Genomic DNA, 15,551 nt, shown 5'->3' with positions numbered 1-15,551 from the left:
ACATAAAACTCACCCAGAACATGTCCCGCTAATTGAAGTGTCTAATCTACTAGACTAACACTTTAATTATTATAATTATGCAATTAGAACTAAAAATCCCATTATTATACACTTTAGTACGATACAGAAAAAGACATGAGAGTAATTGGCGGACAAGTGTAGTAGCTTATTTCTCCTCAATGTTAAGAGATTATGTATGGATCCCTATTTATGCACTTGTTGTGTTGGAAGGACTCGATTTATTCCATATTTCAGGATTTATATTTCATTTGCTTATTTTCTCAATAGCTTATGAGGTGGGATATATATACACGGATAATATTTCCATTAAGAAAGAAGACAAGAAAATATGTAAAGTAATATATAAGAATCCTGTACCTGAGAACCACGTTTATTTTGCAATATTTCTTAGGGTCGCGGTTGTTTATGTATTGCTCGCATTTATGAAACCCTGGTTGAATATGGAAATTGTATGGATGTACACATCGGTTTTCCTTATTTACTTCATTTATGGAAATCTTCAGGAAAAATACAGGGTACCTTTATTCCTGATACTTCGTTTTCTAAAGGGCTTTATTCCTTCTGCCTTTTTGATACTTGCTATGGATAGGGTGCCTTTTATGCTGGTGACACTATTACTATTTTCTACGGCATGTTTCTTTAGTATAGAATATGCCAGTAGAAAACTAGACCTTACTTACATTAATATACAGTTAATGAAGTATGTGTGGCTTCGTTACCTCATAATCTTCTTTTTTCTGGCTCCTTATATTCTTCTGGATCACATTCCCCTAAGAGATTTTAGTCTGGTTTTCACGATATATGTAGGTATACATTTAACAATGATCATTTTATCTTTGTTGCGAAAGTTTGTGGGGGAGCAAATATCTCTTCAAGGTATTTTACAAATATTTTCAGCAAATTCCTCCATTATTAATGAAAATGACGAATAAGGTTTAAAGGAATTGAATTACAACTAATTTTTACAAGTTCTTTTGAAATACCTGGTAAGTTAGTTATCAAAAACCTTAACCAGCCTAATAAAAAGCCGTCTGAAAATTACATTTTCGGACGGCTTTTTTAGAATTAAAAATGCTTTACATTTCTTTTACTTCCACTTTTACCTGCTGCTCCTGGATACTTTCAACATTTGAAATTCTCCAGCGGTTCACCCCCCCGTGGGCATTCTCATCTGCATGGTATAAATAATAGACTTCACCAATTTTTACAACATTGGCAGAAAGAGCATTTCCTGCAGAACCATAGGGAGTACTTTCGTTAGCAACATCGGTACCTTTAACTCCAAAAAGCTTAAGCATCAGCCCATCGTCCCTGTATATATACCACATGTTAACGGTGGAATTTTTCCATAATTCCCCATGGTAACCGGCAAATATTAAATCATCTATCACTATAGCAGGACCGCCCGGGTAATGTACTCCATTACCTATATCGTACCTTCCATCTGTTGGGAAAGGTCCTGTGTAATCCTCGGGAGTACTTGGCATGGCTCTCCATAGCCATTTATCTGTTCCAGGTTTAAGGCCTCCAAGGTGATAACCGGTGGTTCCCAGTCCTGGATGGTGATTTTCATAAGACACTAAAATATTATTTTCAGAAAGGTCCGGGATTGGAGGAGTGTTCTGAAAAATTCCATAACGGTGATAAGGTTGAAGTTTATCCTGGTTTTTTAGCTGTGCTATTGTCTTTAGACTTCCCCACTGAGGATTGTTATTAGCATCAAAGCCAGTAAGCGGAGCTTCTGCCCAGGTGACGGTACGGGCATTTTCCTCTCCAGACAGGGTATATTTTCTCATGGAACCATCGGCTTTTAAAAACCAATCTAAAACCCATGGGTTGCCTCCTTTTGGAAATTTAATTCCGGTGTTTCTTAAGCCGTAATTTGGGTCCAGCTCAAAGATCACAAAAGGATCATCGGCCTTAGATGGATTAATTTGTGCATAGGTTCTGCCGTTGGGAAGCGTATAAACGAATCTAAGTTTATAGTACCAGTTATCAAACCCATCAGTATGGTATCTCCAGTTTCTTACTGTTTTCCAGGAGCCATTATCTCCTCCAAGCTTTTTACTGTAATCCACCTCAAATTCCATGTAATCTGCAAAAACCCTTGTTGGGTCATTTGGATCTACAGTAGCTGAACGTACCTCGCCCTGGTATTCGATCTTATCAAGTAATTTATCTGCAGCACTGAAATGCAGTACCCGCCTGTTATAGGTGTCACCCACCCAATAACTGCCATCAGCTTCGTAGGTGATGAAGGTTTTAGCGCCTCTCAGGAATTTTCCATCATCCCGGTGATCAGAAAAATAAAATTTGTTATCAAGAACGGTGGGGTTGGTGGCATAACCTCCTTTTTGTCCAAAAGAATTTAGAAAAGAACCATCTGTGACGGAAAATCTTTTTATTGTTTGTGTCATTCCATCTACTATGGCAATAACTTTTCCGGAATGATCTGCACCCAGAGCATGAACTTTATTGTTGCCTTCAAGCTTTACGCCAGTTGAGGTTATACTACCATCACCGTTAATCCTGAATTTTTCAACTTTATTGCCATCGTATTTTAACCAAAGGTCTCCATTTCCGTGAGAATCAATAGCAGTTAAAGATGGCTTTTCGATGGTTATGGTTCTAAGAAGACTTCCGGTAGTTTTATGGTATACCCTTAGTTCATTCAGATTAATGTAAGAAACAAAAAGAAAATCCCCGTCACGCTGTACGGCCATTCCCGAGATAAATTTATCATATTTTACTTCATCAGTCATAACAGCAATGGCAGAAGTATAAGTGTCGCCTCCTGCAGCCGTGGTGTAAGGCCTTCCATTGCTGAAATTATGGAAAGAATCATCTGCCGGATTTATACCAATTATAAAGCTCACCTTATCCCTTCCCCAGTCGTCGTATCCGCCGTAGTAAACAGTCTTACCATCGGTAGTGGAATATTCTGTTTCCTGGCCATTTCCAAAAACTCCTTCTTTCAGTATTTTAATAGGGATTCTAACGTTAGGATTGTTTAAATCTACTTTCCACTGTGCCGCTTTTCCTTCATTAAAACCGGCGGCTAAATAAGCATAACCGTTTACTATGGACATGCTTCGCAGCTGCTCATAAGAGGTTTGTACTCCTTCTCCTGTAAGATATGGAGAGTTATTTCCTATTGGTCCTTCCCACTCGGCAATCAGATTGTTAGAGAGTAATTTAATATAATAACTGCCGGAGTTTACAGTGTTTCCTGCATCATCTTTATTGTCCCAGTTTAGTGGATAGGTACCTGCCTGTTGGAATTTATTATTCCATAATGTTCGAACTAATGTTCCATCTTCGGCATAGACTCCGGCCGAAGTGGTGGTAGCCCTGCTCAGTACATAAGAGTTCTTTTCAAGAGTACTTAAGGACTGTGGCAGGTAATTACAAATTTCGGGAACATCATTGTTTCTTACAGGATCATCATTCCCTGAGGCCAATGCTGCGCCTAACATGCCATTACCAGTTTTGCCAGATAAGTCTATAACTTCTTTACCCGTGGCATTAAAATCATAATAGGCAATAAGCCCCTGAGAGTTTGTGCTTATTTCCTGCTTATAATTATCGGCTATTTCCTCAAAGCTCCTTGCTTTATTCCAAATCCTTAATTCATCCAGGCATCCTCCAAAGAAACCGGCATTTCCACGACCTAAAGCCTGGATGGAATAGTTTCCGGTCCAGTAAGAAGTAGTGATTTTATCTTCTATACCGTTTATGTATAATCTTATTGACCTGCCTTTTCTAACAAAAGCAAAATGATTCCACTCTCCGGGATTTACGGTTGTATTTGCATAAATTACTCTTCCTGCAGAGCCTTCATTCGGTACATATATTCTAACCTTTTTCCAGTCAAAATTTATATCAGGGCCTTTCCCAATTTGCCCTAATACTGCATCATCATTGGTTATTTCTCCTTCCAGTTTTGCCCAAAATTCGATAGTAAAATCTGCGGTAAGGGTAATATCCGGAATATCAATCCAGTCGTTTACACCATCAAACTGCACCCCTCCCAGGTTTACATCACAATTATTAACAGCACCTTGCGGTGGATCTAATGTGTAATGAAAATTTTGAGCAAAAAATGAGCTACAGAAACAGATCGAGATTAATAAACAAATAGCTTTTCTCATTACAATACAATATAAGAATTTGTTCCTGTTTTTCTTAAAATTCCTCCTGTATATGCCTGGTTATTTCCAATACTGGCATTTCCTGCCGAGGTGCCATTTAAAGTGACGCCGGAATTTGCCTTAATTTTGAGAATAGTACCATGAACTTCCAGGTTAATGGTCTCTCCTACATTCATTTCATTAAAATTTGAAGTAATAGTCAATGTAGAAGAACCGGTACAGGCAATAGTATTGTTGATATCGGCAGAGGCAATATTCCTTGAAGAAGAAAATGTTATTATAGCAGGTTTTTTGATGTAAGTCTCAGCAATCTCTTCTAAAATTCCTTCTTTTATACTATCAACCTGGGTTTGAGTATACAATTTTGGAACATCTTTGAGGCTTGAATATTTCCCGTCAAAATCATCTGTTACATCGCGGTCCCAATTAGTAAAAGGAATGGTGTTCCCGTTGGAGATGGTTAGTTGATCCTCATTTAGTTGTAAAGTCTGGTTGGTTCCACCTGATTCTCCGTTATCTGCCAGTAATTTGTCTATTTCAGTTTTCGTATAAACCGATGGAGCGTCTATAAGGCTGGAGTAATATCCATCAAAATCATCAGTAGCATCGGTATCCCAGTTTTCAAAAGCAATTTTGTTTCCTCCTGAAATGGAAAGTTCATTATCAGTCAGGTTCAATGACTGCACCGTGCCACTTCCCCCGGCATTCACCATAAGACTGTCGACTTCTTCTGAAGTATAAAGATTTGGCAAATTCAGCAGGTCATTAAAATCACCGGAAAAATCATCACTGGCGTCAGTGTCCCAATTTTCAAAGGCAATTTTGTTTCCTCCTGAAATGGAAAGTTCATTATCAGTCAGGTTCAATGACTGCACCGTACCGCTTCCCCCGGCATTCACCATCAGGCTGTCGACTTCTTCTGAAGTATAAAGATTTGGCAGGTTTATAAGATCATTAAAATCTCCGCTGAAAAGGTCGGGTTTATTCTGAAGGTCGGCATAATTTCCCGAAAAATCATCGGTAGCATCGGTATCCCAGTTTTCAAAGGTAATTTTGTTTCCTCCTGAAATGGAAAGTTCATTATCGGTTAAATTCAATGATTGCACCGTGCCGCTTCCCCCGGCATTTACCATCAGGCTGTCGACTTCTTCGGAAGTATAAAGATTTGGCAAATTCAGAAGGTCATTGAAATCTCCGCTGAAAAGGTCTGGCTTATTTTGAAGATCATCGTAACTACCAGAAAATAAATCTGGTTTATTCTGAAGGTCGTTATAATTACCTGAAAAGTCATCACTGGCGTCAGTGTCCCATTTTTCAAAGGCAATTTTATTTGCTCCTGAAATGGAAAGTTCATTATCAGTCAGGTTCAATGACTGCACCGTACCGCTTCCCCCGGCATTCACCATAAGACTGTCAACTTCTTCAGAAGTATAAAGATTTGGCAAATTCAGAAGGTCATTAAAATCACCGGAAAAATCATCACTGGCGTCAGTGTCCCAATTTTCGAAGGCAATGCTGTTTCCTCCCGAAATGGAAAGTTCATTATCGGTTAAGTTCAGTGACTGCACCGTACGGCTTCCCCCGGCATTCACCATAAGACTGTCAACTTCTTCTGAAGTATAAAGATTTGGCAAATTCAGGAGGTCATTAAAATCTCCGCTGAAAAGGTCTGGCTTATTATGAAGGTCGGCATAATTTCCAGAAAAATCATCAGTAGCATCGGTATCCCAATTTTCAAAGGCAATTTTATTTCCTCCTGAAATGGAAAGTTCATTATCGGTTAAGTTCAATGACTGCACCGTACCGCTTCCCCCGGCATTCACCATCAGGCTGTCGACTTCTTCTGAAGTATAAAGATTTGGCAGATTTATAAGATCATTGAAATCACCGGAAAAATCATCACTGGCGTCAGTGTCCCAATTTTCAAAGGCAATTTTGTTTCCTCCTGAAATGGAAAGTTCATTATCAGTCAGGTTCAATGACTGCACCGTACCGCTTCCCCCGGCATTCACCATCAGGCTGTCGACTTCTTCTGAAGTATAAAGATTTGGCAGATTCAGAAGGTCATTAAAATCACCGGAAAAATCATCGGTAGCATCGGTATCCCAGTTTTCAAAAATCACCTGATTCCCTTCGGAAATCGACAGCAGGTTTTCCTTAAGACTAAGGGATTGTGATACTCCTCCCGTGCCAAGGTTTAGTACAAGGCTGTCAATTTGGTCTGCGGTATAGACCATAGGGGCATCTTTTAAGCTATAATAATTTCCATCAAAATCATCAGAAGCATCTGTATCCCATCCCTCAAAAACCTCTGACTCGAGAATGTTTTCACTAATCCTGTCTGCGGTTTTGGCATGCAGTGCATAGGGCACGCTTAACATTTCACTTACTCCAATGGCAGAAAAATTACTTCCTCCCCGTAGATCTACCTGGCTTTCCACGAAATAGGGACCGTGGCTCCAGTCAATTTCATCAAAGCTTCCAGATAAACTGCTTCCGGTTCCTACCTGCAGGGAAACCAATCCATTCATATTAGTATGCGGATTATGTGTTTCTGCATAAACAATGGCTCCGGAGGGGGATTTCTTGTGGATTATGAGCTTAAGGCTTATATTGCTATTTGCAATCAGGGCATTGTTGTTATCGCGAACAACTGCCTGGTAGCTCATTTTTTCAGGAGTTTGGGCAATGGCGTCTATGCCTGCAGCCAGCAGGATGGCAAAGAAAAGAATCCTTTTCATCATATTACTTTTTAATAATTTTGAATGATTTAACAGGTAAATTGTGATTGTAAATTTTAAGAATGTAGACGCTGGATTGTAGATTTTTCGGATGGATTTTAGTAGATAGATTACTTAATGAACCTTGCAGTAGAAGTCTTCCCTGCAGGTCGAATAACTGATAGCTATAAACAGATTCTTCTAAAGATGAGAGGTCAACAGTAAAGAATTCTGTAACAGGATTAGGATAGACCGTTATTTTAAGTTTGGATAGAGAGGGATTTTCTTTTTCATTCTCATTTTCTTCTTCAACCACGGAAGGTATTGGTTTAGAATTTTCTGAAAAAGCCTGTTGGACTCCTTCTTGTAAAGAAATATTCGAATTTTCCTGGGATAAATAAAATACCTGGCCTACGCTGAAGGATATAGAACCTTCATTTTCGGTGCTGTCTCCTCCGGCAGTGGTGAAAGCATTTAGAGAAATTTTATCGTGTGGAATGGAATTTTGCGAATAACCTTTAAATGAAATAAGGAACAACAAAAGTATGAGAATATTTTTCATAAGTATTGGGGACTACTTATATAATTTGGTTTTTTATTTTTTGTTAATGAAATGCAAACATGCAGATAAAAATCCGACCAACAAAGCGAAAAATCCGATTAACGGTAAACAAATGAGGATTTTAACTTTTAAGTAGGAATAGTATTACTCTTATAGAATGGCTTAAAAAGCCTCCGTTTTTTGGCATGGGGAGAATGGCTGGCCCTGAAAATTAGAAGTACAAAAGCATAATACCGGAGCTCGAAAATCAATATTGAACATCTTTGTTTATTGCTCAGGAATAATTAGAGAAATAGCGTCTTAAGAATATTGGGGAAAAAGAAGGGTGCAATGCTGTAGATTGAATCAATTAAGCTTTTTTGCTTTAAAAGTGCTGGTTAAAATAGTATAGGTATTTATGCCTGTTTAAAGGTGGGAAATTTCTTCTGGTGGGAGATTAAACCGCAAATTTTCTCTGTAACTTGTATTTTTTAAATAATCATATTTGAATTAAACTGGTATTCAACTTTTGTAGTCTTAAGCCTACAAAAGGCTTGCTTTCAAAGTTTTAATAAGTTTTTATAAAGATTTTTCGAATTAAATGTGATCATTTTAATCAGATATTGTAGCGACCGTCCCACTAAATACAAATATTAAAAAAGCCCCGAAGTAACCGGGGCTTAGATTTTGTATTTCTCCTAATTTGTAATTATCTCCACTTAAAGCTTTTCAGGCCAGGTTTAAAAAAATAATTTAGTTCCTCCTGTTTCTCCCGTATATCATTTAAAATAAACATTCCTAACCTTTCACCCTTAAACTCCAGGATGAAGTCTCCTGGAAAATCTTCATGAAAAATTTTATTTGATTCCAAAATTGCCTCCTCTAATTCCTGAGAGGAATCCTGTAAGTTCGTTTTTTGTGCCAAGACTACTTTAACCATTTCATGTATTGGCATATCTTCCTGAACCATATCATAAATGCTGTCCTCCTCATTATGCTTGTCATTTAAAGGATTAGAAATGAGGCGCTTCCATTTACCCAGGAATTCACTTATTTCACTATACCCAACTTTCCTAAAGGAGAACATCTTTGGTTTATCCGAAGCATTTTCGCTTTCTTTAGTAACCTTGGTTAAACCGTTGCCGTTTTCATTCTTTTTAGAATGAACTACATATAAATCCTGATAGGAATTACTTACATCCTGGGTACTTGCTGCCATAATAGGTTAAGTTTGGTAAACCAAATATAGCAAAATAATCGATATAGTGCATTATTTATAGGTAAAAGGCATGTTAAAGTAGAAGGTTTTGAGTGACTTACGTATATTGAAAACTTTGATTTTTACCAATGTGATAATTTTAAGCTGCCCAAACCGCAACTTTTCATAAATGAAGGAATAAAAGTCGAATAATTTTATTTTTAGAATTATGATGTTTTCCCCGCCTGGCTGGTTAAGTGGAATTTTGTAAGAATTGTAGGAGAGTCTGTCGTTCGGGTTCTTTCTTTAGGATCTACTAATTTGAAATTTTTTAACTTGGTTTACGACATACTTTACTCATTGTCTAAAAATCCAGAACAAAATGTCTTTAAAAAATAAAATCCCATTTTCCATATTAGAACTTGCAGGAGTTGTGGAAGGTGCAACTCCTGCTGATACCTTTAGAAATTCACTGGACCTTGCTCAAAAAGCTGAAAGCTTTGGGTATAATCGGTTTTGGCTGGCCGAGCATCATAATATGAAAAGTATTGCCAGTTCTGCCACCTCTGTTCTTATTGGGCATATTGCCGGGGGAACAAATAGAATTCGTGTGGGTTCCGGTGGTATCATGTTGCCCAATCATTCGCCGCTTATTGTGGCGGAGCAATTTGGTACTTTAGGTTCTCTTTATCCCGGGCGTATAGATCTTGGCCTCGGGAGGGCACCGGGAACAGACCAGGTAACGGCTCATGCTATCCGCTCAGACAGGATGCAGGCGGTACATAAATTTCCTGAAGAGATTGCAAGGATTCAACAGTTTTTCTCCAAAGATAATTCCTCTGCTCAGGTAAGGGCTACTGTGGCTGAGGGAGTGGAAATGCCCGTTTATATCCTGGGTTCAAGCACAGATAGTGCTTACCTGGCAGCAAAAAAAGGCCTGCCCTATTCTTTTGCAAGTCATTTTGCACCAACACATCTTTTTGAAGCTCTTGAGATTTATTATAATAATTTCGAACCTTCCACATACCTTGAGAAACCTTATACTATTGCTTGCATAAATGTAATTGCCGCAGATACAGATGAGGAGGCAGAAATACTTTCAACTTCTCTCATCAGGATGATCTTTGGGGTGATGACCGGCAATATAGATTATATCCAGAAACCCACACTAATGACTCCACAACTTAAAGAATTATCTGAAAATCCTGCTTTTGAACGAATGCTGAAGTACGCTTTTGTGGGAAGCAAAGAAACTGTGCGAAATAAAACTATCGATTTTCTTGAAAAAACTGGAGCAAATGAATTGATGGTCGCTTCCCATATTTATGATCATGAGGACAGGGTGAAATCCTACAGGATTTTTTCTGAAATTATGCGGGAGCTAAAACGGGAAACTGCTTAAATTAGTAGTATGAATAAAAATAAAAGGAAAGGCAGTTTTACAGAAGGTAAAATATTCCAGTCACTGCTTCGCCTTGCCCTTCCAATTATTTTTGCAAATATACTTCAAACGGCTTATCAGCTAATTGATACTTTTTGGTTGGGGAGGCTGGGAGCGAATGCTGTGGCAGCAGTAAGCCTTAGCTTTCCCATCTTATTCCTGGTGCTTTCTTTGGGAGGAGGTTTAACTCTTGCCGGTACTGTAATTGTTTCCCAGTACAAAGGTGCTGAAAATCAACGTCAGGTAAATTACAGCTCTTCCCAAACCGTATTTGTTATTTTCTTTATTTCGTTATTTCTTGCCGCATTGGGGTATTTCGCCGCACCGCCACTTATGCGACTTGTGGGGGCAGGTCCGGAAATCCTTCCGGAATCCATCAGTTATTTCCAGGTAACTTCATGGGGATTTATCTTTTTGTTCATGTTTTTTGTATTCCAGTCTTTAATGCGGGGCATTGGCAATGTCTTGCTTCCTATGTACATTGTTCTGGCTACCGTACTTTTAAACCTGGTTTTGGATCCTCTCTTTATCTTCGGCTATGGCACAATTCCCGGTTACGGAGTGGCAGGTGCCGCAGTGGCCAGTGTGATTACACAAGGGCTTTCTTCAGCAGCAGGGCTTTTTGTTTTATTTCGCGGAAATAAAGGCATCCAGATTAACTGGGCAGATATGAAACCCGATCTTGCCTGGACCAAAAGGATGTTCAGGCTTGGTATTCCTGCCAGTCTGGACCAATCTACTCGTGCTGCGGGAATGACTATTATGGTGATGTTGGTAACGAGTTTTGGAAGCGATGTAGTTGCTGCTTATGGGATTGGCTCCAGGATTTTAAGCCTGGTAATCGTACCCGCCCTTGGTTTCGCCATGGCAACCACAACTTTGGTGGGGCAAAATATTGGGGCTTCTAAAATAAAGCGGGCAGAGAAAATTGGAAATCTTAGTAATAAAATTGCCTTTTTTGGACTTACGGCCATAGGGCTGTTACTATTTGTTTTTGCTGAACCCTTAACAGCTTTCTTTGTTCCCGATGATCCCAGGGTAATCCGGGATGGGGCGTTGTTCATTAAAATAATGGCACCAAGCTTTGGGCTTCTGGGGGTACAGCAGGTATTAAACGGCGTCTTTAACGGGGCGGGGTTTACCAAAGCTTCTTTGCTTATTTCAGTATTTAATCTCTGGATTGTAAGATTTCCGGCAGCTTATATTTTTTCCCATAATACCGATTTAGGATTTAGAGGGATATGGTGGTCTTTTCCAGTCTCCAATCTAATGGCAGCGGCAGTGGCTTTTATTTATTATAAAATGGGCTACTGGAAAGTAAGGACCATAAGAAGAAGGCACTTTAATTCCTGAAAATTAATTTTCTCTTTTGCCCTGGATCTAAAACCGGCAGTTTAACAATGATTTAGCAGAAGCTCCTGCGGCTTTTTTCTATTTTATAATTAAGCTTTTGGTAAATTCAAAAGAACCGGGAAATATGAAGAAAAGAATACATAACCCTTTTAAGATTCCATTGTCAGGCTGGAAAACCATTCTGCTTCATGTAAAGGATGAAATTAGTAATGATAGTGTGGATATTGTCTCTGCGGGAGTTACTTTTTATGCCTTTCTGGCTATTTTCCCAGCGCTTACAGCCCTTATCAGTATTTACGGACTTACCACAGATCCTCAACAGATTGAAGCCCAATTGTCCCAAATATCTGCAATGATGCCACAGGAAGCATTTCATCTTCTTCAAAAACGGATAGAAAATTTTATAGCCAAATCACCAAACAGTCTTGGCTGGGGCACTGCTATAGGTATTCTTTTCAGCATCTGGAGTGCAAATAAGGGTACTAAATCTTTGTTTAAGGGAATAGATATAGCCTACGATACTGTAGATGACCATGGTTTTTTTAAGCAACTACTGTTGGCTACCACATTTACGCTGGGAGGCACCATACTCATTATACTATGCATGACCTTAATTATAGGTTTTCCTGCCTACATTCAAAATATTGGTTTGCCGGAAAGGATAGAACATCTAATTAGCTGGTTGCGCTGGCCGGTTCTTGCTCTTATTGTGGCGTTTTTCCTTTGCCTTATTTATCAGTTTGCGCCGGCAAGAAAACGGCCAAGGATGAAATGGGTGGCAATAGGCGCCGTGCTTGCAACAATATTGTGGTTAATTGCATCCTGGGGCTTTTCATTCTACGTTCGCAATTATGGTAGTTATGGCGAAGTTTATGGCTCAGTCTCGGCTGTGGTTATCCTGTTGCTCTGGCTTTTTATAACTAATTTTATTGTACTACTGGGGGCTGAATTAAATTCTGAAATTATGGACTATGTACAAAAAGATCCAAATGCGGAAGCTCCTTATAAAAGAAGATAATGGCAATTTCAATTTTTCACCTGCGCCAGGAACTTCTTTTTCCAGAGGTAGTAACGCATTAAGATGTATGCCGGTGCTGCCAGGAAACCCAAAGCTATTCCAAATAAAAAGAAGAGGAATGTGATGAATTTTATAAATAGTTTGGTGAAAAAAGAACTGCTACGCGAAATATATCTTCGATATGGGGAAAACAGGTAAATGTTGGCCAGCACAGCACTTATAACAAAACCAAGAACAGGAATAAATCCGAGTAAAAATGAAAGTCCGGTAATTTTATAAAATTTCTTATTCTGCATTTTTAGATATTCCTGCACGCCGGGAGAATTAAAGGCTGCCGCACCGCATATTTCACATTGCTGCTGAATTTTATTGCTTTTCAGTTTATTGCCACAATCGGGACATCTTTTATGAGAGAGCAAATCAAGGCGATGCTCATACCTATCTTTAACCAGCGCTTCTTTTCTTTGTCCCAGCACCCCTATTTTATGAATTTCTGAAAGCTCCTGTTTACAGTTGGAACACTGCGTTGCAAAAGGTAAATTCCTTTCGCCACAAGTGGTACATTCCACCTTTTGCTTTTCCAGTTTTTTATGATATCGTTTCTTAAGGATCAGGATAATTCCTATAGCAGCTGCGTATAAAACTACCATTACAATCCCCGTCCAGATGAGCAGAAAGAAACCAAAAAGTACCAGGCTGTCTTCCACCCAACTGCTTATTTTTCCTATAAAGAGATTATCATCTTCATCTATATCTTCAAGAAAATCAATAAAATTTTTCCGCAGGCGCGCCAGCCAGTGTACTGCAAGTGCTCCTATAGCTAATAAAATCCAAAGCGGGTCTATAGCGGCCCATTGTACTTCTTTTAAAATCTCGGCAGAAGCTTCATCTATCATGCTTAGGTTTATAAGAAGAAAGGAAAGAGGCTTCAGGTATGTTTCGGCTCCTTTTATCAGGTTTCTTATTTCAGTACTTTTATCGCCAATAATCTCCAGTATACTTAAGCCTCCAAGCACAATCAAAACCCAGTCTTTAGACAAAAATGCATCCTCAGGAAGTGGAGCTACATCACCCATCCCGGGGAAATATTCGGGATAGGAGAGAAGAAGGGCGGTAAGAAAAGCCGGTAAAAAGGTTCTAAGGGAAAATAATGGGATAGAACCCAGGATGGCTATTATTTGTGCTACAGACATTTCAGGAAATCTTTAGACCAAGATAAGAATAGTTTGTGAGCGAATAAATTTCTCTCGGGGATGCTTTCCGGAATTTGTGGCTAATGAGCAATCCGTGCGAAATTTTTAGCTGAAAAAACTTCAGGCAGGATTGGAGGAAATATCTTTCCTCATGAATTAATCAATAAAAAAGCTGCCTTTTAAATACGTTCTGGCCTTTCCCGAAATTAAAACATGTTCACCCATATCTTCACAAAAAAGTTCACCGCCACGAGGTGAAATTTGCTTTGCAATCAATTCGGTTTTTTCCAGTTTCCTGCTCCAGTAGGGTATAAGCGAGCAGTGTGCCGAGCCGGTTACCGGATCTTCAAAAACCGAAGCTCCCGGGGTAAAGAACCTGGAAACAAAATCGCAATCCCTGCCTTTGGAAGTAAAAATCACGCCGCCGGTTCCCAATTCCAGCTGATCAAAAAAGAACCTGTTAATTTCAATATTCTTAATGTCTTCTTCGGAAGGATAAACAAGAACAAAGTCCCTTGCTTTTAAGATTTCCATTGGCTGAAGATCCAGGGATTTTTTTAGCAGATCAGGGATTTCTACGGCTACAGGCCTGCGGCTGGGAAAATTGAGGCTGTATTTCCCGTTATTGGTTTTTACCTTCAATTCTCCACTTTGGGTATGGAAAATTATTTCCTCTTCAGGGTAATCCAGAATTGTTTTAAGGGCATGTGCGGTAGCAAGGGTGGCATGCCCGCAGAGGTCAATTTCATATTCCGGAGTGAACCATCGCAGCTGTACCCCTTCAGCAGTAATAATAAAAAAGGCAGTTTCAGCAACAGCGTTTTCTTTGGCAATTTCCAGGAGCAGGTCGTTTGGCAGCCATTCTTTAAGCGGTACCACACAGGCCGGATTTCCGCAGAAAATTTTATCTGTAAATGCATCGATCTGGTAAACCGGTAATTCCATAATTACTTTAATTTTTGTAAAGATAAAGAACTGAAAAATCAAAAATCCACAAGAATAAATGAAGGTTATCTCAGGGTTCTAAATTGCCTTTTGCACCTTTATATTGCCTGTCCGGAACCTTGCCATCAGGTAACAGCCATGGGCGGGGTTTTTTAAACGGCATCAGTAAAAGATTTTTAATGTTTTGTTCCCCGGGATCCCTGTAAGAGGGTACTCCAATGTTAATTTCGTCCTGCGGAATATTGAGCCGCAAACTTTGATGAATCCGATCCCAAATGTTGAAAATGATAGAATAGTTGCTGTTGGTTTCCCGGTGAACTATGGAATGGTGTACGCCGTGCATTCTGGGGGTTACAATAATCCTACTGATCAATTTTTCTATTTTATAAGGAATTCTCCAGTTGGAATGGTGAAATAGTGTAGCCGTTTCAAAGATGACTTCATACGTAAGCACCAGCCAGTAAGGTGGCCCTATAAGCAGGATCATAAATCCACGAAAGAAAATGGAAAGTAAGATTTCTCCAAAATGAAACCTCAGGGCAGTGGTAACATCAAGATCCAGATCTATATGATGTACATTGTGGAACCTCCACAGGAAATTGATCTTGTGGTTTAACAGGTGCCAGAGATAATTGCCATAATCTAGCAACACGAAGCCAAGGACAAAAACCAGCCAGCTGGGAAGTTGCACCCATTGAAAAACCCCAAAATTATTATCTTCAGCAAAAAGTGCCAGGTACACGAGTGCAGGAATAAGGCTTAGGCGCAATGCCATAACAGCAGTAAAAGCAATACTAAGGTTTCTTTTAATCCGTTTCCAACGGCTACTCTTAAGTTTTCTTAGGCGACGGTAAGATTCAGCTAAAAACAAAAGGACAGCAGAAACCGCTAAAACCGGCCCGCCATATTTATCCAGAATTTCAAAATAGAAATACTCCTTTACAAATTCCACTGTTTCCATTTGCTTCAA

11 protein-coding genes are annotated in these 15,551 nt (G+C 39.3%); 4 read left to right on the top strand and 7 right to left on the bottom strand.

Features of this window, described 5'->3' with window-relative positions; genetic code table 11:
- The first annotated feature begins 179 nt into the window (after nucleotides 1-179).
- Nucleotides 180-953: a hypothetical protein gene (locus tag RM553_RS13175; protein WP_311535407.1), complete on the top strand. Its 774-nt coding sequence runs from the start codon at nucleotides 180-182 to the stop codon at nucleotides 951-953.
- A 144-nt stretch (nucleotides 954-1,097) separates the two neighbouring features.
- On the opposite strand, the gene RM553_RS13170 is transcribed toward RM553_RS13175, so the two are convergent.
- From RM553_RS13170 to RM553_RS13155, 4 genes are all read right to left on the bottom strand, one after another.
- Nucleotides 1,098-4,172: a LamG-like jellyroll fold domain-containing protein gene (locus RM553_RS13170; protein WP_311535406.1), complete on the bottom strand. Its 3,075-nt coding sequence runs from the start codon at nucleotides 4,170-4,172 to the stop codon at nucleotides 1,098-1,100.
- Nucleotides 4,172-6,916: a DUF8740 domain-containing protein gene (locus RM553_RS13165; protein WP_311535405.1), complete on the bottom strand. Its 2,745-nt coding sequence runs from the start codon at nucleotides 6,914-6,916 to the stop codon at nucleotides 4,172-4,174. Before RM553_RS13165 ends, RM553_RS13170 begins: the two co-directional genes overlap by 1 nt.
- Nucleotide 6,917: 1 nt before the next feature.
- Entirely contained in the window at nucleotides 6,918-7,454 is a 537-nt protein-coding gene (locus RM553_RS13160) for a T9SS type A sorting domain-containing protein (protein ID WP_311535404.1), read from the bottom strand.
- Between the two features lie 688 nt (nucleotides 7,455-8,142).
- Entirely contained in the window at nucleotides 8,143-8,652 is a 510-nt protein-coding gene (locus RM553_RS13155; RefSeq protein WP_311535403.1) for a hypothetical protein, read from the bottom strand.
- A 361-nt stretch (nucleotides 8,653-9,013) separates the two neighbouring features.
- On the opposite strand from RM553_RS13155, the gene RM553_RS13150 reads away from it, so the two are divergent.
- The 3 genes from RM553_RS13150 to RM553_RS13140 all read left to right on the top strand — a co-directional run bounded on the left by RM553_RS13150 (nucleotide 9,014) and on the right by RM553_RS13140 (nucleotide 12,443).
- On the top strand, nucleotides 9,014-10,033 hold the full coding sequence (locus RM553_RS13150; RefSeq protein WP_311535402.1) for an LLM class flavin-dependent oxidoreductase: 1,020 nt from the start codon (nucleotides 9,014-9,016) through the stop codon (nucleotides 10,031-10,033).
- Between the two features lie 9 nt (nucleotides 10,034-10,042).
- A complete protein-coding gene (locus tag RM553_RS13145; RefSeq protein ID WP_311535401.1) occupies nucleotides 10,043-11,425 on the top strand; it encodes an MATE family efflux transporter in 1,383 nt (460 codons plus the stop codon).
- Between the two features lie 124 nt (nucleotides 11,426-11,549).
- On the top strand, nucleotides 11,550-12,443 hold the full coding sequence (locus RM553_RS13140; RefSeq protein ID WP_311535400.1) for a YihY/virulence factor BrkB family protein: 894 nt from the start codon (nucleotides 11,550-11,552) through the stop codon (nucleotides 12,441-12,443).
- 8 nt (nucleotides 12,444-12,451) lie between these two features.
- On the opposite strand, the gene RM553_RS13135 is transcribed toward RM553_RS13140, so the two are convergent.
- The 3 genes from RM553_RS13135 to RM553_RS13125 all read right to left on the bottom strand — a co-directional run bounded on the left by RM553_RS13135 (nucleotide 12,452) and on the right by RM553_RS13125 (nucleotide 15,542).
- The gene (locus RM553_RS13135; protein WP_311535399.1) at nucleotides 12,452-13,636 is read right to left on the bottom strand and encodes a DUF4126 domain-containing protein; all 1,185 of its coding nucleotides are present in this window, start codon (nucleotides 13,634-13,636) and stop codon (nucleotides 12,452-12,454) included.
- A gap of 156 nt (nucleotides 13,637-13,792) precedes the next feature.
- The gene (locus RM553_RS13130; RefSeq protein WP_311535398.1) at nucleotides 13,793-14,581 is read right to left on the bottom strand and encodes a PhzF family phenazine biosynthesis protein; all 789 of its coding nucleotides are present in this window, start codon (nucleotides 14,579-14,581) and stop codon (nucleotides 13,793-13,795) included.
- 70 nt (nucleotides 14,582-14,651) lie between these two features.
- On the bottom strand, nucleotides 14,652-15,542 hold the full coding sequence (locus RM553_RS13125; RefSeq protein WP_311535397.1) for a sterol desaturase family protein: 891 nt from the start codon (nucleotides 15,540-15,542) through the stop codon (nucleotides 14,652-14,654).
- Nucleotides 15,543-15,551: the final 9 nt, after the last annotated feature.

Origin of the sequence: Autumnicola tepida (assembly GCF_031846485.1) — a bacterium.
In the GTDB taxonomy this organism is placed as follows: domain Bacteria; phylum Bacteroidota; class Bacteroidia; order Flavobacteriales; family Flavobacteriaceae; genus Autumnicola; species Autumnicola tepida.
The sequence above is the reverse complement of the archived record's forward strand: the minus strand, read 5'-3'. Positions and strand labels throughout refer to the sequence as shown.